The following is a 22,052-nucleotide window of genomic DNA, read 5'->3' on the forward strand; positions in this document are numbered from 1 at the left end:
TCGTGAAACCTCATGGATTCGCTTGTTCTCAGCAGATTCTCGGTAGCGGGTCGCCGACCAGCAGGTCGACGATGCGAGTCCCCCCGAAGGAGGTCCTCAGCAGGACCAGCCCCGGCGGGTCGTCGTTGATCCGCCCGATGATCGCCGCCTCGGAGCCGAGCGGGTGGGAGCGGAGGGCGGCCAGTGCCGCGTCGGCGAACTCCCCGGCCACCACCGCGACCATCCGGCCCTCGCAGGCGACATAGAGCGGGTCGATCCCCAGCAACTCGCACGCCCCCCGCACCGCCGGGCGGACCGGCACGGCGTCCTCGTCGAGCACGACGGCGACCTGTGAGGCACCGGCTATCTCGTTGACGATCGTCGCCACCCCGCCGCGGGTCGCGTCGCGCAGGCAGCGCACCGCGCCGTCCTCGCAGGCGTCCAGCAACAGGTCGGTGAGGGCGTTGAGCGGTGCGGTGTCGGAGCGCAGGTCGGCTTCGATGTCGAGCTCTCCCCGGGCCAGCATGACGGTGATCCCGTGCTCGCCGATCGGCCCGGACACGAGGACCGCGTCACCTGGCCGCGCGGCGGCGGCGCTCAGCCGGACGGGCCGCTCCAGCGTCCCGACGCCGGAGGTGGTCACGTAGCAGCCGTCGGCCTTGCCCCGCTGCACGACCTTGGTGTCGCCGGTGACGATCCACACGCCCGCCGTCCGCGCCGCCTGGGCCATCGAGGCGGCGATGCGCCGCAGGTCGGCGACGGGGAAGCCTTCTTCCAGGATGAATCCGGCCGACAGGTAGCGGGGGCGGGCCCCGCACATGGCCAGGTCGTTGACCGTGCCGTTCACCGCGAGGTCGCCGATGTCGCCCCCGGGGAAGAACAGCGGTGTCACCACGAACGAGTCGGTGGTGAAGGCGAGCCCGTCGGCGACCGCGCCGTCCTCCAGGGGCTCCAGCATCGGGTTGCGGAACGATTCCAGGAACACCGCCTCGATCAGGGTGTGTGTGGCCTTGCCACCGGCGCCGTGCGCCAGGGTGATGCGCTCCTCGCGTACGCGCGCCTTGCGGCGCCGCACCCGCTCGATCCGGTCCAGGACCTGCCGCTCCCGGTCAGCCGTGTCCGGGCCGTCCGCCCCGGTCGTCCGTTCCAGGACCTGTTGCTTCCCACCGGGCCCCTCGCCCGGCACGGCGTAACCCTCCCCTTCGTTCACCTCCGGGTCGCCTCCCTGACGCGCTCGCGCGAGAACCGGCCGAAGTTGTAGTACGCCGCGCAGGCGCCCTCGGACGAGACCATGCAGGTGCCGATCGGTGTCTCCGGTGTGCACGCGGTGCCGAACACCTTGCACTCCCAGGGTTTGAGCACTCCCTTGAGCACCTCGCCGCACTGGCACGCCTTCGGGTCGGCCACCCGCCCGCCGGGGATCTGGAAGATCCGCTCGGCGTCGAAGGCGGCGTACCGTTCGGCGACCCTGAGGGCCGAGTGGGAGATGAACCCCAGCCCGCGCCACTCAAAGTACGGTCGCAGCTCCATCACCTGGTTGATGACGTGCAGAGCCTTGGGGTTCCCGTCCCACGGGACCACCCGGGCGTACTGGTTCTCCACCTCGGAGCGCCCCTCGGCCAGTTGCGCGAGGAGGCGGTAGACCGTGTGCAACAGGTCCAGCGGCTCGAAACCGGCCACCACCAGGGGCTTGCCGTAGCCACGCGAGATGAACTCGTACGGCCGGCAGCCGATCACGGTGGAGACGTGGCCGGGGCCGATGAACCCGTCCAGACGCAGGTCGGGGGAGTCCAGGATCGCCTTGATCGCGGGGATGATCGTCACGTGGTTGCAGAAGATCGAGAAGTTCTCGACCCCCTCGGCCTCGGCGCGCAGGACGGTCATCGCCGTCGAGGGCGCCGTGGTCTCGAACCCGATGGCCATGAAGACCACCCGCTTGGCGGGGTTCTGCCGGGCGATCTTCAGCGCGTCCAGCGGGGAATAGACCAGCCGGATGTCGGCACCCCGCGCCTTGGCGTCGAGGAAGGAGCCGTTCCCGCCGGGTACCCGCATCATGTCGCCGAACGACGTCATGATCACATCTGGCTGCCCGGCGATGTGGATGGCGTCGTCCATCCGTCCCATCGGGATGACGCAGACCGGGCAGCCTGGGCCGTGCACCAGTGTGACGGCCTCGGGCAGGTAGTCCTCCAGGCCGTGCTTGTAGATCGTGTGGGTGTGCCCGCCGCACACCTCCATGAACTTGTAGTCGCGGCCCGGCTCGCAGAGTGCGGCGATCCGCGCGGCGAGCATCCGGGCCTTCTCCGCGTCGCGGTACTCGTCGACGAAACGCATCGACTCTCACTCCTCTTCGATCATGGATTCTCGGAGGGCCTCGATCTCGTCCTCGTACGCCTGGCCGATGCTCTCCAGGAAGTCGAGCGCGGCCCTGGCCTCCACCTCGTCGATCTTCGACAGCGCGAACCCGACGTGGATGAGGATCCAGTCGCCGGGTGCCACGAACTCGCCCTCCAGCAGGCCGATGTTGATGGCGCGCTTGACGCCGCCGACGTCGACCATGGCCAGGTCAGGACGGTCGGACAGGATCTCCACGATCTCCCCGGGAATTCCCAGGCACATGAGCGGCCTCCGCCATCTGGATGGATTCGAGGACGAGGTCGTCGCCGCCCTCGGTGTCGATATCGGTGCCGCCGCACCCCGCGCAGACGGCGAAGGGGTCGACGGAGGTGGACGTGCTCCCGCAGGAGCGGCAGGTCATCCGCACCGGGACGATGACCAGGTCCACTCTGGCGCCCTCGGCCACGGACCCGTCGGCGACCGCGGAGAACGCCTGGTTGATCACCGGTTCGGTGACCCGGAGCAGGGCGCCCGCGTGCACTCGCGCCCGCCGCACCCTCCTGCCGTCCGCCCGTTTCTCCACGGCGGCGAGGATCGCCTCGGCGATTCCGAATTCGTGCACGGCTGTTTCCTCTCGTTCGAGCTCGATGTCCCAGGGGCTGGATGTGTCACATGTTGCGCATCCTCAGATAGCGCTTGATATCGGGAAATGCCAGGTAGAGCAGTACGGCCGCTCCCGCCAGCGCCGACCCGGCCAGAAGGCGTCTCAGCATGTTCGTTCCTCCTCGTGTCCCGCGGCGGCGAGTGCCATCGCGATCTGTTGCCCGGCCAGTTCGACGACCAGGTCCGCCGCTCTGCCGACGGCGTCCGCGACCGGCGCGCTGAGCTCCATGCCCGGTGAGGTGTCGGCGGGCTGGCAGCCGACGAGCAGGACGCGGCCTGCCCCGCCACCGAGCGTGTTCACCAGCGACAGCACGGTCTCGGGTGTCATCGAGTGCGCGTCGGCGAAGGAGCCCGGCGTCTCGCCCGCCGTCGGTTCGAGGACGTACAGGGTGCCGGGCGGGCCGTCGCGGGATACCGCGTCGATGAGGATCGTGCTGTCGTACCCACCGCCGGTCAGCTCGTAGGCCAGGTGGATGCCCCGGATGCCGAAGTCCCGCAGCTCGACCTCTTCCGGCAGGTCGGTGTCTGCCAGGCGCCTGGCCACCGCGACCCCGAAACCGTCGTCGCCGAGGAAGACGTTCCCCACACCGGCCACCAGGATCCTCATGCGCCGGCCTCCTCGCCGAGCGATCCCTCCGAGGCGGAGCCGCCCGGGGCCGGTCCGCCGGTGGGTGAGTCGTCCGGGAGCGGCTCGACCTCGTCGGGGGCGAAGTAGAGGAACCGGCCGTGCGATCGGTGCAGGTCGGCGCCCGGGTCCTCGTCGAGGGTGACGGCCAGGTGGTGAGCGCCGTCGAGATCGAGGAGCACCGCCTCGACGCGTGCGGTCCTGCCGGCCAGGAACATGTCGTGGGCGTCGGCGCGCCGCCTGCCGGGAACCAGCCGGACCCTGCTGCCCCTGGAGACGGCCACCCCGCAGACCGTCACGCTGTCGGTCTCCGGCGAGACCGTGGCATCGCCCGCGGGGTCCCACCAGGGGGTGAGAACCTCCGGCCGACTCCGGGGGTCCCCCTCCTGCCACGGAGGTTCGGAGGACCGCTGGTCCGTGGTCGCGTCCACCGAGCGGATCGCGCCGTGCAGCCGCTCCACCAGCTCGGGCGGCATGCCGCTGACCATGTCGATGAGCTCGGCCACCCGGGGATCGGTCGCCCGGGCCTCCCGCGTCTCCTCGTCGGTGAGGGTGAGCGTGCGGAGGTGGAGCATCTCGTCGATCTCCGTGGAGTCGAACAGGGTGCCGGGGCTCTCCGGAGCGATGTCCGGGTGGTCGTAGAGGATGATCGGCGAGGAGAGCATCACGTCCCGGTGGCCGGGCTCGCCCACGAGTACGGGCCAGGTGTGCTCGTTGCGGCAGGTCTCCACGGCCGGCCGCGCCCATTCCGGCGGGTCGAGCAGGGAGACGAAGGCCCCGGCGGTCACCGCGATGAGCAGGTGCGCCGAGATCAGCGAATGCCGCAGCGCCTGCTCGCGCGGCGCGCCCAGCGGTTTCCAGTCGTCGGTGTTCGCCACCCGGGCGCGCAGCTTGACCAGTTCGTAGGGGCCGGGCACCAGTTCGGCGGAGACCCTGAGCTCGGCGTGGAGCGGCAGGTGTTCGGAGACGACGCGTCCCACGACCTCCCCGGACGGCGCCACGATCGGCTCGATCACGCGGTCCCCGGGAATCCGTACCTCGATCACCCGCTCGGGGGCGTCGAGCAGGCCCGCGACGGGGAGTACCGTCTCCACCTCCCGCTCGGTCGCCTCGTCGAAGCTGAGGTAGGTCCGCTGGCCGTTCCGCAGCTGCTGGACCGGCCAGTAGCCGTCGTCCTCGGCGCGCTCGACGTCGCGCGTCCTGAGGTGCAGGAAACGCAGGCTCAGGTGCGCCACGGCGTACGTGGCCCCCTCCAGGAGGCATTCGGTCACGCTGGCCGGGTGCTCGGCGGTCGCGGTGAATCCCGGCGGGACGAGCACCCCGAACTGCCAGCGCACCTGGTTCTTGGCCGCCGAGGCACGGTAGGGATAGAGCAGGTAGCCCTCGTACAGCACCGCGTCCGCCACCCGCCGGGCGATGTCCATCGGTACGCTCATCGCCGCGCCTCCTTGAGCAGTAGTTCCAGGGTCTCGTCCCAGCTGGTCAGGGCGCGGGCGGACTTGAAGCGGCCGAGTTCCCGAAGCGTGTCGCGCCGCAGCCGCAGCCACCCGGAATCCGGGAAGTAGCGGTCCATGAGCTCCCGCCACACCGCCACCGGCAGCCGGCAGCGGGCCTCGTGGTGCCAGGGCACCTGGCTCACCGAGAAGCCGCCCGGCACCCTGGCGAACACCGTCCCGCTGAAGAGCATGAGCATCGGGATCTCGCCCTCGTCCAGCGCGGCGAAGTACCTGCCTGCGGCCACCTCCAGGTCGTAGCCGCAGGGCACCGGCAGGTCGACCTCGGTACTTCCGGTGAACGCCGGGACCATGACCGAGACGTTGGCGAACTGCAGGGGCTTCAGCGTGTCGCCCCACCGGGACGGGTCGCCGAACAGGTCGCCGAGCAGCTCCGCCTCGGTGTCGCCGTACCGTCTCAGCTGCGGTTCCACCCGGATCTGGCAGCGGAGCGCGATGCTGTGCACCCCGTCGGGGGAGGGGTCGGTGACGCGCAGCCGGAAGACGAGCGTCGGGAAGGCGGCGTACGCCTCCGCCCGGACGCCCACGCAGTCGAACGCGCGCTCAGCCACGGCCGTCACAGCCCCTTGTCCGAGAGGCGCCCGGCACGGTGCGACCGCGGCCGCGCAGGTCGGCGAAGAAGCCCTCCATGGCCTCCCGTGCCTCCTGGCCGCCGTCGAAGCCCTTCCAGTGCAGCCGCACCAGGCCGACCAGCTCGTAGCAGGTGTCGATCGGCACCAGGTGGCAGGCGAAGCCGCCGTCGGGGCGGCGGTCCACCAGGAGCGCCTCCACGTCGGGCTGGACGTCGGCCATCGCCGGGTTGGCCGTCAGAACGCGCTCCCACGTCTCCAGCGGCAGCAGCGACTCGGTGGCGCCCGCCGGGCTCGGGTAGAAGGCGACCGTCCTGCCCAGCACGGAGTTGTGGAAGAAGAACGCCGTGCGGACCGGGATCTGCATCTCGTCCCAGTCGGCCGGGCTCAGCGGGAACCGCGGGTCGTGAAGGTAGCGTCGAGGCACGGCCCGGTAGCGTGCCCGGCCCCCCGTGCCACGAGTGAACAGCAGGTGGCAGGCCCGGCAGGCGCACAGCAGTCCCCGGGTCTCGACGTTCACGACGTGGCCGTGGTCCTCGCCGGCAGGCTCCGCGCACAGCTCGCAGAGCGTCACCGGCGGACCGCCCCTTCCGGGCGGCTCGCGGAACCTGCGCAGCCCGGTGGCCGTCACGGCACCGGTCCCGACACCGGTTCCGGCGCGGGCGCCCGCTCCGGCACCGGGCACGGGCCGGGCGCTCGGCGCTGGATCTGCAACAGCTCCGAGCGGTCGTCGGTCACCCCCTCGACCTCCACCCCGGACACCTCGGGAGCGGCCTGGCCGATGGCCCGCTCGATGGCGTCGGTCACGGTGAGCCGCGAGGACGGGCAGCCGTGGCAGGTGCCCTCCAGACGGAGTCGCACGATCCCGTCCTCGCCCACGCCGAGCAGCTCCACGCCGCCCTCGTGCGACCCCAGATAGGGCCGTACGCCGTCCAGCGCCTCGCGAACGCGCTCGACCGTGCTCAGCGGGTGCAGGTCGTGCAGCACCAGCAGGCCGGACACGAGCGGGTCGCCGACCAGGCGGCGCAGCACCTCGGCCGCCTCGGTCTCGGTGACGATCTCGACGACGCGCTCCAGACCGGCGCCGTACAGCTCGACGAGGGCCCGTACCAGGTCCTCGGCCTTGGCGCGGGTCACGGCGTCGCTCAGCGTGCCGAGGTCGGCGATCAGCGCCTCGACGCGATCGCCGGTCACCCGGATGTCATGGGCCTGCGGCATCCGCCAAGCCTCCTTTCCGGTGCCGGGAAGCGGTCGGCTCCCCGGCGGCCGCTGGGTCACCTGGCGTCGAAGGCGTGCGGGGTGTGCAGCCTGCGGAGCTCCTCGCCGCCGCCGAGGTACATGTGCACCCCGCACGGCAGGCACGGGTCGAAGCTCCGCACGGCGCGCATGATGTCGATGCCCTTGAAGTCCGCGGGCGGGTTCTCCTCGAAGATCGGTGTGTTCTGCACCGCGTCCTCGTAGGGGCCCGGTGTGCCGTGCACGTCGCGGACGCTGGCGTTCCAGGGGGTCGGCGGATACGGATGGTAGTTGGCGATCTTCCCGTCCCTGATCACCATGTGGTGGGAGAGCACCCCCCGTACGGCCTCGGTGAACCCGCAGCTGATCGTCTCCTCGGGGACGGTGAACGGCGCCCAGGTCTGGGTGTGGCCCGCGCGGACCTCGGCCAGGCCCTGCTCGACGAAGTGCAGCGCGCACGCCGCCGCGTAGGCCTGGAAGTAGGTGCGGGCCCGGTTGCGCTCCAGAGCGTTGGACAGCGGCTGGCCTTTGTACTCGGGGATCTTCCACTCGAACGTCTTCTCCGGTTTCAGCGCGGTCCGCGGCAGGTTGATCTGCACGCTGTGGCCGGTGGACCTGACGTAGCCGATGTCGACCTTCCCGGACAGCGCCGTCGACCAGAGCCTGGCGATGGGCCCGCCGCCGGTGTCGAGCGCGAGCGTGTTCTCCCCGTCGAACCAGCGGGGCGACATGACCCAGCTGTACTTGTCGCTGAAGTCGCGTTTCTGCGGGTGCGGAATGGTGTGCTGGTTCCACGGGTGCCGGATGTCGACCGGGTTGCCCAGCGGGTCGTGGGTGACGAACGGCTCCTGTCCCTGCCAGTCGTCGTAGTAGGAGCTGCCCAGCAGGATCCGGATGCCGAGGTTGATGTCGACCAGGTCGTTGGTGACCAGCCTGCCGTCGACGATCACCCCCGGCGTGACGAACATCTCGCGACCCCAGTCGCTCATGTTGCGGTAGGTGAAGTCGCAGTGCTCGGGGTTCTGGAAGCTTCCCCAGCATCCCAGCAGCACGCGCCTGCGGCCGACCTCCTCGTAGCCGGGCAGCGCCTGGTAGAAGAAGTCGAACAGGTCGTCGTGCATGGGCACGACCCGCTTCATGAACTCCACGTAGCGCATCAGCCGGGTCAGGTAGTCGGTGAACAACTGCACCGTCGCGACCGTGCCGACTCCGCCGGGGTAGAGCGTGGAGGGGTGCACGTGCCTGCCCTCCATGAGGCAGAACATCTCCCGGGTGGTGCGGCTCACCGCCAGCGCCTCGCGGTAGAACTCGCCCTCCAGCGGGTTCAGCGAGCGCATGATGTCGGCGATCGTCCGGTAGCCGTGGTCGCCCGCGTGCGGCGCCTCGGTGCGCTCGGCCATCGCCAGCACGCCGGGGTTGGTCTCGCGGACCATCTTCTCGCAGTAGTCGACCCCCACCAGGTTCTCCTGGTAGATGTTGTGGTCGAACATGTACTCGGCGGCCTCGCCGAGGTTGACGATCCACTCGCCCAGGGACGGGGGCCGCACCCCGTAGGCCATGTTCTGCGCGTAGACCGAGCAGGTCGCGTGGTTGTCGCCGCAGATCCCGCAGATGCGGCTGGTGATGAAGTGGGCGTCGCGCGGGTCCTTGCCCTTCATGAAGATGCTGTAGCCGCGGAAGATCGACGAGGTGCTGTAGCACTCGGCGACCTGCCGGTTCTTGAAATCGATCTTGCAGTAGATGCCGAGGCTCCCGACGATCCTGGTGATGGGGTCCCAGGCCATCTCCACGAGTTCCGGGTTCTGCTCCGATGTCGTCATGTCAGCTCCAGGGCGCCTTGTAGCCGGTCAGCAGCTCGCGCCCCTTGTGGCGCCATTTCGGTTCCTTCTCGACGGTCTTGGAGGTGATGCCGCGCAGGGTGCGGATGACCGTCCCGTACGCGCCGCTCACCGTCGAGGAGATGAGGGCGCCGGGAGGCTCGTCCATGAACGGCATGAACTTGTCGGGGAAGCCCGGCATCGTGCAGGCGATGCAGATGCCTCCCACGTTCGGGCAGCCGCCGATCCCGTTCATCCAGCCGCGTTTGGGGACGTTGCACCGGACGACCGGCCCCCAGCAGCCGATCTTCACCAGGCACTTCGGCGAGCCGTACTCGACGGCGAACTGGCCCTGCTCGTAGTAGCCGCCGCGGTCACAGCCCTCGTGGACGGTCTGGCCGAACAGCCACGTCGGTCGCAGCGCCTCGTCCAGCGGGATCATCGGCGCCTGCCCGGCGACCTGGTAGAGCAGGTAGAGGAGCGTCTCGGAGAGGTTGTCCGGCTGGATCGGGCAGCCGGGCACGTTGACGATAGGCAGGCCCGCCTTGGACCTCCAGTTCCAGCCCAGGTAGTCGGCGACGCCCATGGCCCCGGTGGGATTCCCGGCCATCGCGTGGATGCCGCCGTACGCCGAGCAGGTGCCCGCGCACACGATCGCGGTCGCCTTGGGCGCGAGCCGGTCCAGCCACTCGCTGGTCGTCATGGGCTGGCCGGTGTCGGGGTTGTTGCCGAAACCGCACCAGTACCCCTCCTGCTTGATCGACTCGTTCGGGATCGAGCCCTCGACGACCAGTACGAACGGATCCAGCTCGCCGCGATCGGCCTTGAAGAACCACTCGATGAAGACGTCCGCGCCCTGCATCGGCCCGGACTCGAAGTCGATCAGAGGCCAGTGCACGGCCACCTTGGGAAGCCCGGGAAGCGCGCCGAGCACGATCTCCTCGATGCTCGGCTGCGTCGCCGCGGTGAGCGCGACGGAGTCGCCGTCGCAACTCAGCCCGGCGTTGATCCACAGTATGTGGACGGTCGGTTCCTGCTGCTCCGGAGAGCTGCTGCTTGCCGCGTCTGTCGGCGCTGCCATGACGTCTCCCCACTCCTGGTGGATGTCTTCGTGGACCGTGAAGGGGGAGAGGAACGCCGGCTCTCAGCCGGGGTCGTGCATCCGCGGGATCGGTGCCGGTCCGAGCGCGTGCCGGGTGAGCTCCCACAGGACGTGATAGAGGGTGGTCTGGGCCTCCTGGATCCGGTGCACCGAGGAGGAGGGCACGACGAACAGGTGGGCCAGCACGCCCAGCTCGAACAGTTCGGTCAGCCTGCCGCCCCCTCCGCCGGCCAGCCCGACGGTGAGCATGTCCCGGCGGGCCGCCTCCTCGAACGCCCGGACGACGTTGGCCGAGCCGCCGCTCGTGGACAGGCCGACGGCGATGTCCCCCGGCCGGCCGAGCGCCGCGAGCTGCCTGGAGAAGACCACCTCGAACCCGACGTCGTTGGAGAGCGCGGTGACCACGGCGACGTCATCGGTCAGGGAGAGCGCGGGCAGGGCCGGGCCGCGGTGGGGGTGCAGGAAGGCGGTGGCGACCTCCTGGGCGTCGGTGCTGCTCCCGCCGTTGCCGAAGCTGAACAGCCGGCCGCCGGAGGCGAACCTCGCCGCCATCCGCCCGGCGCACGCGGCCAGCTCCGCCGCCGACTCCTCGCCCATCCGCCGGCGCAGCCGCACGATCTCGCCGGTCTTCTCCACCGCCGACCGTCTGGCCTCGGTCTCCGCCTCCGCGATGTCCGGTGTCCGTTGCTCGTACTCGTCGAGGAAGGGGTACAGCCCTCGGGTGCCCTCCGCGGGCGTTCCGTCAAGCGTGCTCATCGTCGTCCCCCCGTCCTTCGCTCCCGTGCGCGATCACGGCGATGGCCTCCCTGGCGTGTACGAGGACGGTGTCGCCCACCACCGGGTCGATCAGGGCCACGCTCACCTCTTCGAGGACCCCGCCGGCGTCGACGATCGCCAGCTCCCCCTCCAGCAGCCTGACCACCCTCACCGGCAGCGCCTGGTCGGAGCAGGTGATGCAGACACCGGCGGTGCAGTCCTCCGGCCCGTTCACCGGGACGCCCCTCGCGCGGGTGGGCCGAGCCGGTCGAAGAACACGTGGACCAGCTCCCACAGCAGGTGGTAAGCGGTGACATGGACCTCCTTGACCACGGCAGGGTCATCGGACGCGGCGACCAGGACGTGGTCGGCCACCTCGTCTCCGTGCCCGTCCCCACGGGCCTCGCCACAGGTCAGGGCGATGGTCAGCAGGCCCAGTTCCCCGGCGGTCCGCAAGCCTCGCGGAACGCTCGGGCACCGGTCGTCACGTGAGATCCCCAGGGCCATGTCGGAGGCGTCCGCCCAGTGGCGCACCTGGTGGGCGAAGACCTCGGCAGCGCCCCCGCCGCCCCCGCCGTTCTCACCGTCCCGGCCGGTCGTTGTCGCGTCGTTGCCCAGTGCCACCGCCGCGAGTGCCCTCTTGCCCACGATGACCGGGTGCATGAACTCGACCGCGACGTGTGCCGCGTCCGAGTCCGCGCCGCCGTCGCCGAAAACGATCAGCTTGCCGCCGAGGTGGAACCTGGCGGCCATGGCCTGGGCGGCACGCGCGATGCGCTCCACGTCTCCCGCCAGGGCGCGCCCGGCGTGCTCCCGTCGCGCGAAGGCCGCGATGACCTCCGCCTCCGTGACCGGGGCGACGGCGGGCGGTGGTTGGGTACTCGGTGTGACAGGCATGTCAACGCTCCGTATTTTTCACGGTAGTCGCTACGTTACGATTGGCCGTTTCAGGGCCGACACCCTTGGCTCGACAACCAACGGCAAAGCTCTGATCATCGACGTAACCTTCCCGTCCAGATCATGCGAGCCCCGAGGCCTTCCCGCCGGACGCGGGAAGGATGGCGGGATGGGCACGGGGCGGGCGCGGGTCCGCGTCAGGATCAGGGTCGAGGGGATCGTGCAGGGGGTGGGCTTCCGCCCCCATGTCCACTCCCTGGCCCGGCGGCTGGAGCTGTCGGGATGGGTGGGCAACGACGGCCACGGTGTTCTCATCGAGGCCGAGGGGGTGCCCGGCGACGTCGCGCGCTTTCAGGAGGACCTGCGAAGTCAGGCCCCGCCGCTGGCGGTGATCCACCGCATGACGGCCACCTCGATACCGGCGCGCGGAGAGCGCGGATTCCGCATCGCGGCCAGCCGGGACGGAGACCGGCGGGTCACTCTTATCTCACCTGATGTCGCGACATGTGATGACTGCCTGGGCGAGCTGTTCGACCCCGCCGACCGGCGATACCGCCACCCCTTCGTCAACTGCACCAACTGCGGGCCGAGGTTCACCATCATCCGGGACCTCCCCTACGACCGGCCCGCCACCACGATGGCCGGATTCGCCATGTGCGGGGAGTGCGAGAGGGAGTACCTCGACCCGTCGGACCGCAGGTTCCACGCCCAGCCGATCTGCTGCCCGGCCTGCGGCCCGGTCCTGCGCCTGCTGGACGGCGGCGCCCCCCACGGCGTCCCCCACGGTGGCGGTGGCGATCCGATCGTGGCGGCGGCGGAGGTGCTGCGGGCGGGCGGCGTCCTGGCGGTCAAGGGGCTCGGCGGGTACCACCTGGCGGTCGACGCGGCGGACGAGGAGGCCGCCAGGACCCTCCGCGCTCGCAAACGCCGCGAGGACAGGCCGTTCGCGATCATGGTTCCCGACCTGCGCGCCGCCCACGCGCTCTGCGAACTGGACGACGAGAGCGAGCGGCTGCTCACCGGCCCGCGGCGCCCGATCGTGCTGCTGCCCCGCCGCTCGGGGGCCGCGCCGGCCGGAGCCGTGGCGCCGGGCGACCGCACCCTCGGCCTCATGCTGCCGTACACGCCGGTCCACCACCTGCTCGCCGCCGAGTTCACCCGGCCGTACGTGCTCACCAGCGGGAACCTCTCCGACGAGCCCATCGCCCACCGCGACGACGACGCGCTCGTCAGGCTGGCCGGGATCGCGGACGCCTTCCTGACCCACGACCGGCCGATCCACATCCGGGCCGACGACTCCGTGGTCCTCGTCGCGCGGGGGCGGGCGCTACCGCTGCGCAGGTCCCGGGGATACGCCCCGGAGCCACTGCGGCTCTCACCGCCCGCCCGGCGGCCCGTGCTCGCCTGCGGTGCCGAGCTGAAGAGCACGTTCTGCCTCGCGAGGCGAGGGTACGCCTTCGTCTCCCATCACATAGGCGACCTGGAGAACTACGAGACGCTGCGCTCCTTCGCAGAGGGGATCGAACACCTCGGGCGCCTGCTCGGCATCACCCCCGGCCTCGTCGCACACGATCTCCACCCCGAGTACCTGTCCACCAAGTACGCCCTCGATCTGGAGTCGGTGGACCTGACCGGGGTGCAGCACCACCACGCGCACATCGCCTCCTGCCTGGCCGACAACGCCGAGAGCGGCCCGGTCATCGGGGTGGCCTTCGACGGTCTCGGGTACGGCACCGACGGCACGATCTGGGGTGGCGAGCTCCTGGTGGCCGACCTCGTCGGCTTCACCCGTGCCGGCCGCCTGGCGCCGGTGCCGATGCCCGGCGGCACCGCGGCCATCAGGCAGCCCTGGCGGATGGCGGCCGCCCACCTGGACGCGGCGTACGGTGCCGCGCTCCCCGAGGACCTGCGGGTCAGGGCCCGCCACGGCACACGCTGGGACGAGGTGCTCGCCGTGGCCGGAGCGGGGACGAACTCCCCGCTCACCTCCAGCGCGGGCCGTCTGTTCGACGCGGTGGCGGCGATCCTCGGGCTCCGGGACACCGCCGGATACGAGGGACAGGCCGCGATCGCCCTGGAGCAGCGGGCCGACCCCGCCGAGGGTGGCGCCTACCCGGCGCGGATCCTCGACGAGGGGTCGCTCGTGACGATCCAGGTCGCGGACCTCATCCGTGCGGTCACCGAGGAGACCCGCGCCGGGGTGGTCCCGGCGCTCGTCTCCGCCCGCTTCCACAACGGGCTCGCCGCCGTCACCGCCGCGGCGTGCGCCAGGATCCGGGAGAGCACCGGGATCGGCACGGTCGCGCTGTCCGGCGGGGTCTTCCAGAACCGCCTGTTGCTTGATGGTCTCGCGGGCGCCCTCGGGCTCGGAGGCTTCCGGATCCTGACCCACCGCGCAGTACCCCCCAACGACGGCGGCATCAGCTTCGGCCAGGCCGCCGTGGCGGCGGCGCGCGACGTCCTCGGCCACCCCCGCCCCGGATCCTGAGAAGGGACGCCGCGGGAGTCAGGGCCGGTACGTCCCGAAATACCAGAGGTTGCCCTCCGGGTCCTTGCAGGCGTAGTCGCGCGAGCCGTAGTCCTGGTCGGCCGGCTCGCTGGTGACCTCGGCTCCGGCCGCGACGGCCCTGTCGTGGTGGGCGTCGGGGTCGTCCACGGCGATGTAGATCCCCGGGCCGCCGGGCTCGCCCCTACCGGTCATGACCATCCCGGTGCCGACGAGCAGTTCGCCATGGCCGACGCCTCCGTCGTCGGACGTGACCAGCTCGTGGACCTCGAATCCGAATGCCCGGACCAGCCAGTCGACGGCCTTGGCGGGGTCGTGGTAGCGGACCAGCGGATAAACGGTTCGCATGCTTCCTCCTCCTGTTCGGTGATCACCACGATGTCACCGGCGGGAGGGGCCGGGCTTGGAAAAATCTGACCTGATCATCCGGGGGCGCGCGGCGCCGCCAGCTCGCGGGGGGTGACTCCGGCCATGGCTTTGAAGTCGCGGTTCATATGGGCCTGGTCGTAGTAGCCGCAGGCGGCCGCGGTGTCGGCCAGGGACATGCCGGACCTCAGCCGGCCGGTGGCGTGCTCGAAACGCAGCACCCTGGCCGCGGCCTTCGGCGCCAGCCCGACCTGGTCGTGGAAGCGGGAGACCAGATGCCGGTGGCTCCACCCCAGCTCGGCGGCCATCGAGGCCACGGACACCGCGCCACGGGTGGCGACCAGGCGGTCCCACGCCCAGCCGACGCGGCGGTCGGTGACCGGCGCCTCGTTGATCCGCTCACTGAGCGCCTCGTCCAGCAGCGCGAGCCGGGCGGTCCGGCCGGAAGCCTGTGCCAACCGCTCGACCGTGGTCGTGGCCCACGGTCCGAGCACCTCCTCCAGCGACACCACCCGGTTGGTCAGCTCCCGCATGGGCACGCCGAGTAGCCGTCTGGCCCCGAGCGGTGTGAGGTTGACCTGCACCCCCTCGGCGGTTCCGGCCGTGGTGGTGTCGACGTAGGTGTCGTGCAGGCCGCCCGCGAACGACGCCAGCCGCCGCCCTCCCCGCGGCCCGCTCAGCGCGAGCGGCGCACCGAAACCGAAGATCATCACGATGCCGGCGAACGGCGGCTGCCGCCGGGGCACGGGCTCGGCGTGACGCTCGGTGTAGGCCGACAGATGCGTGACGTACGGCCGAAGGAAGGCGCCGGGCTCGCCTTCGACGAAGGTCAGACCCTCGGCCACCGCTGCGTCGTCCACCCCCCGACCATAACCGCCGCCCACGACAGTCCGGCGTCGCGGCCGTACCGGGAGAGGGTGCCCCAGGAGGTGCCCTCCCCGCCGCTCAGGAGGTCAGCCCGGTGTGGTAGGCGAGGAAGGTCAGCTGGTCGGCGGCGAGCTCGATGGTCTTGCTCACCGAACGGGCTCCGTGGCCGGCCTCGATCTCGTTGCGGAGCAGGATCGGCCGGTCACAGGCCTGGGCGTGCTGCAGGGCCGCGCACATCTTCCAGGCGTGCAGCGGATGGACCCGGGTGTCGGACTGGAAGACCGTGAACAACGTCGCCGGGTAGCACTCCCCCTCGCGTACATGGTGGTAGGGGGAGTAGGAGTGCAGCCAGGCGAACTCGTCGGGCTTCTCGGCGGAGCCGTACTCGACGTTCCACGTCGCGCCCAGGCCGAACAGCTCGTAGCGGATCATGTCGAGCAGCGGAGCCGAGCAGACCACCGCGGCGTACAGCTCCGGGCGCTGGGTCAGGGCCGCGCCTACCAGCAGGCCGCCGTTCGAGCCGCCGGAGATGGCCAGTTGCGAGGACGTGGTCACGCCGGTGGCGATCAGGTGCTCGGCCGCCGCGTGCAGGTCGTCGAAGACGTTCTGCTTGTGGGAGAGCATCCCGGCCCGGTGCCACTCCTCGCCCTGCTCGCCGCCGCCGCGCAGCTGGGCGATGGCGTACGTGCCGCCCGCCTCGACCCAGCTCAGGATGGACGCCGAGTAGCCGGGGGTCATCGAGAGCCCGAAACCGCCGTAGCCGTACAGGATCGTGGGGCGCGGGCCCTCGGCGCCGGGACGGGAGATCACCAGCATGTGGACCTCGCTGCCGTCGGCGGAGCGGTAGGTCACCTGCTCGGTGTCGACGGCGGGCACCTCGACGGCGCCGGGGGAGGCCGCCCAGAGCGTCGTCTCGCCGGTGCGGGCGTCGTAGCGCTGGATGCTCGGCGGCGTGGTGTTGTCGGTGTAGCCGAACCACGCCTCGTGGCCGCCCTCCGGGCGCTCGCTGATGCCGCCGATGGTGCCCAGGCCGGGCGTCGGCACATCTCCGACGCGCTCACCGGTGGCCAGGTCGTGCACCGAGATCTCGCTGATCGCGTGGCGGGTCCAGCCGGCGAGCATGACCGGCCGGTCGAGGTCGTCGAGGATCGCGAAGTCCGTCAGCACGGCCTCGGGGTCCTGCGGGATGAGGTCACGCCAGTTCTCGAACCGAGGATCGGACGGGTCGGTCACGCAGACACGGGCGCGCGGGGCGTCGCGGTCCGTGAAGACGTACAGGCGGCCGTCGCGGCCGAAGTGCAGGGCCGTCTGGGCGTCGACGTCCTGCTGGACGACGACCAGGTCGGGGGAGGAGGGAGAAGAGGCCTCCAGGTCGGCCACCCACAGGTCGTTGCGCGGTGCGGTGCCGCGGGAGGCGGAGATCTGCAGCCACCGGCCGTCGCGGGAGACCGCCACGCCGTAGTAGTTGGTCTTCTCCAGGCCATCACCGAAGATCAGGACATCCTCCTCGGTGGAGGTGCCGACCCTGTGCAGGTAGACCCGGCGGTGGAACTGCTCCTCCCCCTCGGGCACCTCGGTGGCGGGCAGTCTGCGCACGTAGTAGAAAGCCTCGCCGCCGGGCAGCCACGCCACGGGGGAGTAGCGGCAGCGGTCGATCGGTCCCTCGATGCGGTCGCCGAACGCGACGTCCATCAGGTAGAGGCTCGACTCCTCGTCGCCGCCCACCGAGACCTGGTAGGCGAGCAGACGGCCCTCCTTGTCGGGCTGCCAGGAGTCGAGGGTGGTCAGCCCGGTCGAGTCGAGCGCCATCGGGTCGAGCAGCGCCCGCTCGGTGCCGCCGGGGTCGACGGTGTAGAGCACGGCGTGCTCCTGTCCCGGGGTGCGCCTCATGAAGAACTGCCGCTCCCCGCGCCACGTCGGCGCGCTGACCGAACCGGACCTGAGCAGCTCCGTGATCCGCGCCTTGAAACCCTCGCGTCCGGGGAGGATGTCCAGCTCGGTCTCCAGCAGCCTCTCCTGCCCCACCAGCCAGTCCTTCGTCGCCGGATCATCCGAATCCTCCAGCCAGCGGTAGGGGTCGGAAACAGGCACCCCGTGGAGCTCCTCGACGAGCTCAACACGGCTGGCTGGAGGATATGGCTGTCGCGTCATGGCAGGAACCCTACGACCTCGGCAGGGCAGAACGCGGGCATTGCGCGACGGGCGTATCTGATCTGCGGCAGGAGGAGTTAAGAACTGGTAATGCGGGCATAAAACGTATCAGGTTTCTCTCCAGTCATTTATGGGTGGCGGGAACCGCGACGCAGAAGCCAAACTTGGTGAAGGACGGTGCCGTGGTGAGCATCCGCTGGGCCGTCCGGCGGAGGTCCTCGTGACGGAAGCGCCCGGGCCCCAGGAGGGGCCGCCAGCCGGGGCACGCGGTGGCGTGCCCCCTCAACTGACACGTCCTGCGGCGGGAGAGGCCCGCTGATGCGCCAGGTCCTGCTCTTGAACGCCACCTACGAACCCCTGACCACCCTGTCCCTGCACCGGGCCGTCGTGCTCGTGCTCAGGGAGAAGGCGGACGTCGTGCACCGCGACGGGCGGGGCGCCGTGTTCCGCTCGGCGAGCCGCACGCTCGACGTTCCTTCGGTGATCAGGCTTCGAAGATATGTCCGGATTCCCTACCGGTCGCGGATTCCGCTGACCCGAACCGCGTTGATGCGCCGGGACGACTACCGGTGCGCCTACTGCGGCCAGCGGGCCGAGACCATCGACCATGTCATCCCGCGCTCGCGGGGCGGCCCCCACACCTGGGAGAACTGCGTCGCGTCGTGCACGACGTGCAACCACCGCAAGGCCGATCGCATGCTGGAGGAACTGGGGTGGACGCTCAGCGTCGCCCCGGTGGTGCCACGCGGCGTCCACTGGCGGTTGATCGGCGCGCACATCGTCGGCGACCCCCAGTGGGCGCCCTACCTCGCGGAGAGCGCGGCCTGAGAACGGCGCCGCTGTGATCGCGCCGCACGGCGTTGATCACGGCGGCAGGCCCGTTGGCGCCGACGACCCCCGATGGGCACAATCATGGTCATGACATGGACCTTCACCTCCGACATCGAGGTGTACGCGGGGATGGCGGAGCCGTGGCTGCTGCGGGATCCGGTCCGCAACACCGTCCCTCTCACGGTCCTGCGCGCCGTACGGAGCGGTCTGTGGGGCGATGACGTGCTGCTGGGCAGGCTGGAGCGCGGCGGCCGGATCGTGGCGACCGCGATCCAGACGCCTCCGCACGCCCTTCTGCTCCCCGACATCCCCGCCGACACCGTGCTCGACCTCGCCACCGACCTGATCGAGAAGGAACGGGCGGTCCCCGGCGTGGCCGGGCCGCTCCCGCTGGCCGAGGCGTTCGCCGCCTCCTGGTGGCGGCCCGAGGCCAAACGTCGTGCGGAACGCCTCTACCGGCTCGACGCGCTGGTCGGCCCGGACCCCGCTCCGCGAGGGGCCTCGCGGGTGGCCGTCGCCGACGACCTCGATCTCCTGGTCCGGTGGGGTGAGGAGTTCCAGGCCGAGGCCGAGGCGGTCGGCCCCGTCGACCTGACCCCGCTGGTGGCCAGCCGGATCGCCAGACGGGAACTGGTCGTGTGGGAGGCGGGCGGGCGGCCCGTCGCGTTCGCCGGGGCCTCCTCGCCCATCGGCGGGATGTCTCGGGTCGGCCCCGTCTACACGCCCGCGGAGTTTCGGCGGAAGGGCTACGGCACCGCGCTCTCGCATGCCGTGAGCGCCAAGGTGCTCACCGAGGGCGCCGAGGACGTGCTGCTCTTCACGGACCTGTCCAACCCCACGTCCAACTCGATCTACCGGGCGATCGGCTACCGGCCGGTGGCCGACTACGCCTCCATCACCTTCGCCTGACCTTTCTCGGCGCGCCTTTCCCGCCTGCCCGGGGAAGCCTCACGAGAGGAGACAGGACACCGGCGGCACGGGTGATCGGCGAGCGAGCCGGGTAACCTTGGGGTCATGCCCCGATACGACTTCCGCTGCCGCGCCTGCGGGTCCACCTTTGAGATCTCCCGTCCGATGGCACGCTCCGGTGAGCCGGCGCTCTGCCCCGACGGCCACGACGACACGGTCAAGCTGTTGTCCACCGTCGCGGTGACCGGCGGCTCCGCGAGTTCCCCGGCCGCGCCCCGGCCTTCCGGTGGTGGCGGCGGGTGTTGCGGCGGCGGCTGCTGCGGCTGACCACATCGGGAGTCCGCCAGCCCGGCCCGGACCGGCCGGGGTGGCGGCTCGAGCCGACCTGACCGCGACCGGCTACGCGGCGCGCTTGCCCTGGAAGGGCAGGAATCCCTCGGCTCGGTGCGGGCGGGCCGGTACGAAGGTGGGTTCGGTGGCGACGATCCGGTCGAACCGGAACGCCCGGATCCCGTGACGCATGCGGCACATGCCGACGAGATACCAGTATTCGCGGTGGACCATGCAGGTCACCGGGTCGACGTCACGGACTGTGATCCGCCCGGAGACGTCGCGGTAGTGGAGGCGGATGACGAGGCCTGAGGTGATGGCGTTGGCGATCGTCCGGGCGCGGTCGGCGATCGGGGCGGGCATCGGCTCGGTGAGGGTCATCAGGGTGGTGGCGACGACGTCGTCGTCGATCTCCATCTGCTCGAACGCATGACGCAGGCCGCTGCGGGCGGCGTTGGCCTGCGGGCCCGACCCCAGATGTGCCATCGACAGGGCGAGGGCGGCGATCTCGGCGGCCGTCAGCGGGGTGGTGAGCTTCATGACGCTAGTCATACCCAGATGATACGTCCGAGCACTGACATTTTTTCGAACTTCCTATCGGGTAAGGCATCTCTGTCCGATAGGAAGCCCAGGTCAGCGCGACAGCTGTGACAGGTCGCGCGAGGCACCTGTGGAGGCGGAGGTGGTGAGCGCGGCGTATGCCTGCAGCGCGGCGCTCACCGGGCGCTGGCGCGTCCGCGGCCGGTAGCCGCCCAGATCGGCCAGGAGCTTCTCCCGGCGGGCGGCCAGTTCCTCCTCGGAGACCTTCAGCTCGATCGAGCGGCCGGGGATGTCGATCGTGACGAGGTCGCCGTCCTCGACGAGCGCGATGGTGCCGCCCTCGGCCGCCTCGGGGGAGGCGTGACCGATGGACAGGCCGCTCGTTCCGCCGGAGAAGCGGCCGTCGGTGATCAGCGCGCACTCCTTGCCCAGCCCCTTGCCCTTGAGGAACGAGGTGGGGTAGAGCATCTCCTGCATGCCGGGCCCGCCCTTCGGCCCCTCGTAGCGGATCACCACGACGTCGCCGGCCTTGACCTTGTTGTTGAGGATGCCCTCGACCGCGTCGTCCTGCGACTCGAAGACCACCGCGGGGCCCTCGAACCTCCAGATCGACTCGTCGACCCCGGCGGTCTTGACGATGCAGCCCTCGGTGGCGATGTTGCCGTAGAGGACGGCCAGGCCGCCGTCGCGGGTGTAGGCGTGCTCGATGTCGCGCACGCAGCCCTCGGACCGGTCGAGGTCCAGTTCCTCCCAGCGGGCTCCCTGGGAGAAGGGCTTCACGGTGCGGGCGTTGCCGGGACCCGCGTGCCACAGCTCAAGGGCCTCGGGCAGCGCGCGCGGCGACTGCGGGTCCCAGGAGTCGAGGTAGTCGCCCAGGGTGCCGCCGTTGACCGTGTAGGCGTCGCGGTGGAGCAGGCCGCCCCGGTCGAGCTCGCCCAGGATCGCCGGGATGCCGCCGGCGCGGTGGACGTCCTCGACGTGGTACTTCGCGGTGGCGGGGGCGACCTTGCACAGGCAGGGCACCCGCAGCGAGATCTCGTTGATCTCCTTCAGCCCGAAGTCGACCTGGGCCTCGCGGGCCGCGGCGAGGATGTGCAGGATCGTGTTGGTCGAGCCGCCCATCGCCACGTCCAGCGCCATGGCGTTCTCGAACGCGTCCTTGGTCGCGATGGCGCGTGGCAGGACCGTCTCGTCGTCCTGCTCGTAGTAGCGGCGGGTGATCTCCACGAGCCGGCGTCCGGCGTCCTCGAACAGCTTCCTGCGCGCCTTGTGCGTGGCCAGGATCGTGCCGTTGCCCGGAAGCGCGAGGCCGATGGCCTCGGCGAGGCAGTTCATCGAGTTGGCGGTGAACATGCCACTGCACGAACCGCAGGTCGGGCAGGCGTTCTCCTCCATCTCCAGCAGCTCCGCGTCGGAGACGGCGTCGTTGGCCGCGGCGATCATCGGGTCGATCAGGTCGAGTTTCCCGTTGGGGGTCTTGCCCGCCTCCATCGGACCGCCGGAGACGAAGACCGTGGGGATGTTCAGCCGGAAGGCGGCGAGCAGCATGCCCGGAGTGATCTTGTCGCAGTTGGAGACGCAGATCAGCGCGTCGGCACAGTGCGCGTTGACCATGTACTCGACCGCGTCCGCGATCAGTTCGCGGCTGGGCAGCGAGTACAGCATGCCGCCGTGCCCCATCGCGATGCCGTCGTCGACCGCGATCGTGTTGAACTCGCGGGGGATCGCCCCCGCCTCGCGGATCGCGCCGGCCACCACGTCGCCGACCTCGCGCAGGTGGACGTGCCCGGGGACGAACTGGGTGAAGCTGTTGGCCACGGCGATGATCGGTTTCCCGAAGTCCTCGCCGGCTACGCCCGTCGCCCGGAGTAGGGCCCGGGCCCCGGCCATGTTCCTGCCGTGAGTGACCGTACGAGACCTGAGGGCGGGCATGAGGCTTCTCCCATCATCGAAACCGTGGTCTATGAATGGTACGGCCACCGCTCAGCGCGTGAGACGACCGCCCATGCCATGAGACATCGGGTCCGTGACCACAGGTTCCGCGAACACCGTCGCTT

The 22,052-nt window shown here is 70.7% G+C and carries 24 protein-coding genes; 4 read left to right on the plus strand and 20 right to left on the minus strand.

The window, feature by feature from the left end; translation table 11 throughout:
• Nucleotides 1–28: 28 nt before the first annotated feature.
• The 15 genes from hypE to ACFQVD_RS43425 all read right to left on the minus strand — a co-directional run bounded on the left by hypE (nt 29) and on the right by ACFQVD_RS43425 (nt 11,495).
• Entirely contained in the window at nt 29–1,189 is a 1,161-nt protein-coding gene (gene hypE, locus ACFQVD_RS43355; RefSeq protein ID WP_343983478.1) for a hydrogenase expression/formation protein HypE, read from the minus strand.
• Nucleotides 1,186–2,313, minus strand: coding sequence for a hydrogenase formation protein HypD (gene hypD, locus ACFQVD_RS43360; protein WP_343983475.1), 1,128 nt, complete (start codon nt 2,311–2,313; stop codon nt 1,186–1,188). Before hypD ends, hypE begins: the two co-directional genes overlap by 4 nt.
• Nucleotides 2,314–2,319: 6 nt before the next feature.
• Nucleotides 2,320–2,571 carry a HypC/HybG/HupF family hydrogenase formation chaperone gene (locus ACFQVD_RS43365; protein ID WP_343983472.1) on the minus strand — a complete coding sequence of 84 codons (252 nt, stop codon included), beginning with the start codon at nt 2,569–2,571 and terminating at the stop codon, nt 2,320–2,322.
• The gene (locus tag ACFQVD_RS43370) at nt 2,546–2,938 is read right to left on the minus strand and encodes a hydrogenase maturation nickel metallochaperone HypA/HybF (RefSeq protein WP_343983469.1); all 393 of its coding nucleotides are present in this window, start codon (nt 2,936–2,938) and stop codon (nt 2,546–2,548) included. Before ACFQVD_RS43370 ends, ACFQVD_RS43365 begins: the two co-directional genes overlap by 26 nt.
• Nucleotides 2,939–2,984: 46 nt before the next feature.
• Complete coding sequence (locus ACFQVD_RS43375; RefSeq protein ID WP_386273940.1) at nt 2,985–3,089, minus strand: DUF6893 family small protein; 105 nt, start codon at nt 3,087–3,089, stop codon at nt 2,985–2,987.
• Nucleotides 3,083–3,586 carry a hydrogenase maturation protease gene (locus ACFQVD_RS43380; RefSeq protein ID WP_343983467.1) on the minus strand — a complete coding sequence of 168 codons (504 nt, stop codon included), beginning with the start codon at nt 3,584–3,586 and terminating at the stop codon, nt 3,083–3,085. The genes ACFQVD_RS43375 and ACFQVD_RS43380 overlap by 7 nt, the downstream gene beginning before the upstream one ends.
• Complete coding sequence (locus tag ACFQVD_RS43385) at nt 3,583–5,040, minus strand: hypothetical protein (RefSeq protein ID WP_343983465.1); 1,458 nt, start codon at nt 5,038–5,040, stop codon at nt 3,583–3,585. Before ACFQVD_RS43385 ends, ACFQVD_RS43380 begins: the two co-directional genes overlap by 4 nt.
• Entirely contained in the window at nt 5,037–5,669 is a 633-nt protein-coding gene (locus tag ACFQVD_RS43390; RefSeq protein ID WP_343983462.1) for a DUF6084 family protein, read from the minus strand. The genes ACFQVD_RS43385 and ACFQVD_RS43390 overlap by 4 nt, the downstream gene beginning before the upstream one ends.
• On the minus strand, nt 5,662–6,318 hold the full coding sequence (locus tag ACFQVD_RS43395) for a DUF5947 family protein (protein WP_343983459.1): 657 nt from the start codon (nt 6,316–6,318) through the stop codon (nt 5,662–5,664). Before ACFQVD_RS43395 ends, ACFQVD_RS43390 begins: the two co-directional genes overlap by 8 nt.
• Nucleotides 6,315–6,905 (minus strand): NifU family protein, encoded by a 591-nt coding sequence (locus ACFQVD_RS43400; RefSeq protein WP_343983456.1) that lies wholly within the window; start codon nt 6,903–6,905, stop codon nt 6,315–6,317. Before ACFQVD_RS43400 ends, ACFQVD_RS43395 begins: the two co-directional genes overlap by 4 nt.
• A gap of 56 nt (nt 6,906–6,961) precedes the next feature.
• Nucleotides 6,962–8,743, minus strand: coding sequence for a nickel-dependent hydrogenase large subunit (locus tag ACFQVD_RS43405; protein ID WP_343983453.1), 1,782 nt, complete (start codon nt 8,741–8,743; stop codon nt 6,962–6,964).
• A gap of 1 nt (nt 8,744) precedes the next feature.
• Nucleotides 8,745–9,821, minus strand: coding sequence for an NADH-quinone oxidoreductase subunit B family protein (locus ACFQVD_RS43410; protein ID WP_343983449.1), 1,077 nt, complete (start codon nt 9,819–9,821; stop codon nt 8,745–8,747).
• Nucleotides 9,822–9,884: 63 nt separating this feature from the next.
• A complete protein-coding gene (locus ACFQVD_RS43415) occupies nt 9,885–10,598 on the minus strand; it encodes a D-sedoheptulose-7-phosphate isomerase (RefSeq protein WP_343983446.1) in 714 nt (237 codons plus the stop codon).
• Nucleotides 10,585–10,833 carry a HypC/HybG/HupF family hydrogenase formation chaperone gene (locus ACFQVD_RS43420; RefSeq protein WP_343983442.1) on the minus strand — a complete coding sequence of 83 codons (249 nt, stop codon included), beginning with the start codon at nt 10,831–10,833 and terminating at the stop codon, nt 10,585–10,587. The genes ACFQVD_RS43415 and ACFQVD_RS43420 overlap by 14 nt, the downstream gene beginning before the upstream one ends.
• The gene (locus ACFQVD_RS43425) at nt 10,830–11,495 is read right to left on the minus strand and encodes an SIS domain-containing protein (protein ID WP_343983439.1); all 666 of its coding nucleotides are present in this window, start codon (nt 11,493–11,495) and stop codon (nt 10,830–10,832) included. The genes ACFQVD_RS43420 and ACFQVD_RS43425 overlap by 4 nt, the downstream gene beginning before the upstream one ends.
• A gap of 169 nt (nt 11,496–11,664) precedes the next feature.
• On the opposite strand from ACFQVD_RS43425, the gene hypF reads away from it, so the two are divergent.
• Nucleotides 11,665–13,983 carry a carbamoyltransferase HypF gene (gene hypF, locus ACFQVD_RS43430; protein ID WP_343983436.1) on the plus strand — a complete coding sequence of 773 codons (2,319 nt, stop codon included), beginning with the start codon at nt 11,665–11,667 and terminating at the stop codon, nt 13,981–13,983.
• An 18-nt stretch (nt 13,984–14,001) separates the two neighbouring features.
• Here hypF and ACFQVD_RS43435 read toward each other — a convergent pair whose 3' ends face one another.
• The 3 genes from ACFQVD_RS43435 to ACFQVD_RS43445 form a co-directional block, all read right to left on the minus strand.
• Nucleotides 14,002–14,349, minus strand: coding sequence for a VOC family protein (locus tag ACFQVD_RS43435; RefSeq protein ID WP_343983433.1), 348 nt, complete (start codon nt 14,347–14,349; stop codon nt 14,002–14,004).
• Between the two features lie 74 nt (nt 14,350–14,423).
• Nucleotides 14,424–15,227: a helix-turn-helix domain-containing protein gene (locus tag ACFQVD_RS43440; protein WP_343983429.1), complete on the minus strand. Its 804-nt coding sequence runs from the start codon at nt 15,225–15,227 to the stop codon at nt 14,424–14,426.
• Between the two features lie 85 nt (nt 15,228–15,312).
• Entirely contained in the window at nt 15,313–17,385 is a 2,073-nt protein-coding gene (locus tag ACFQVD_RS43445) for a prolyl oligopeptidase family serine peptidase (RefSeq protein WP_343983426.1), read from the minus strand.
• A gap of 318 nt (nt 17,386–17,703) precedes the next feature.
• On the opposite strand from ACFQVD_RS43445, the gene ACFQVD_RS43450 reads away from it, so the two are divergent.
• From ACFQVD_RS43450 to ACFQVD_RS43460, 3 genes are all read left to right on the plus strand, one after another.
• The gene (locus ACFQVD_RS43450; protein ID WP_030917850.1) at nt 17,704–18,213 is read left to right on the plus strand and encodes an HNH endonuclease; all 510 of its coding nucleotides are present in this window, start codon (nt 17,704–17,706) and stop codon (nt 18,211–18,213) included.
• 90 nt (nt 18,214–18,303) lie between these two features.
• Nucleotides 18,304–19,125 carry a GNAT family N-acetyltransferase gene (locus ACFQVD_RS43455; RefSeq protein ID WP_364155559.1) on the plus strand — a complete coding sequence of 274 codons (822 nt, stop codon included), beginning with the start codon at nt 18,304–18,306 and terminating at the stop codon, nt 19,123–19,125.
• Nucleotides 19,126–19,230: 105 nt separating this feature from the next.
• Nucleotides 19,231–19,452 (plus strand): FmdB family zinc ribbon protein, encoded by a 222-nt coding sequence (locus ACFQVD_RS43460; RefSeq protein WP_343983419.1) that lies wholly within the window; start codon nt 19,231–19,233, stop codon nt 19,450–19,452.
• A gap of 72 nt (nt 19,453–19,524) precedes the next feature.
• Here ACFQVD_RS43460 and ACFQVD_RS43465 read toward each other — a convergent pair whose 3' ends face one another.
• Nucleotides 19,525–20,007 carry a helix-turn-helix transcriptional regulator gene (locus ACFQVD_RS43465; RefSeq protein ID WP_343983416.1) on the minus strand — a complete coding sequence of 161 codons (483 nt, stop codon included), beginning with the start codon at nt 20,005–20,007 and terminating at the stop codon, nt 19,525–19,527.
• 81 nt (nt 20,008–20,088) lie between these two features.
• Nucleotides 20,089–21,927 (minus strand): dihydroxy-acid dehydratase, encoded by a 1,839-nt coding sequence (gene ilvD, locus ACFQVD_RS43470; RefSeq protein WP_343983413.1) that lies wholly within the window; start codon nt 21,925–21,927, stop codon nt 20,089–20,091.
• Nucleotides 21,928–22,052: the final 125 nt, after the last annotated feature.

It is taken from the genome of Streptosporangium amethystogenes subsp. fukuiense (assembly GCF_042665875.1).
Lineage (GTDB): Bacteria > Actinomycetota > Actinomycetes > Streptosporangiales > Streptosporangiaceae > Streptosporangium > Streptosporangium fukuiense.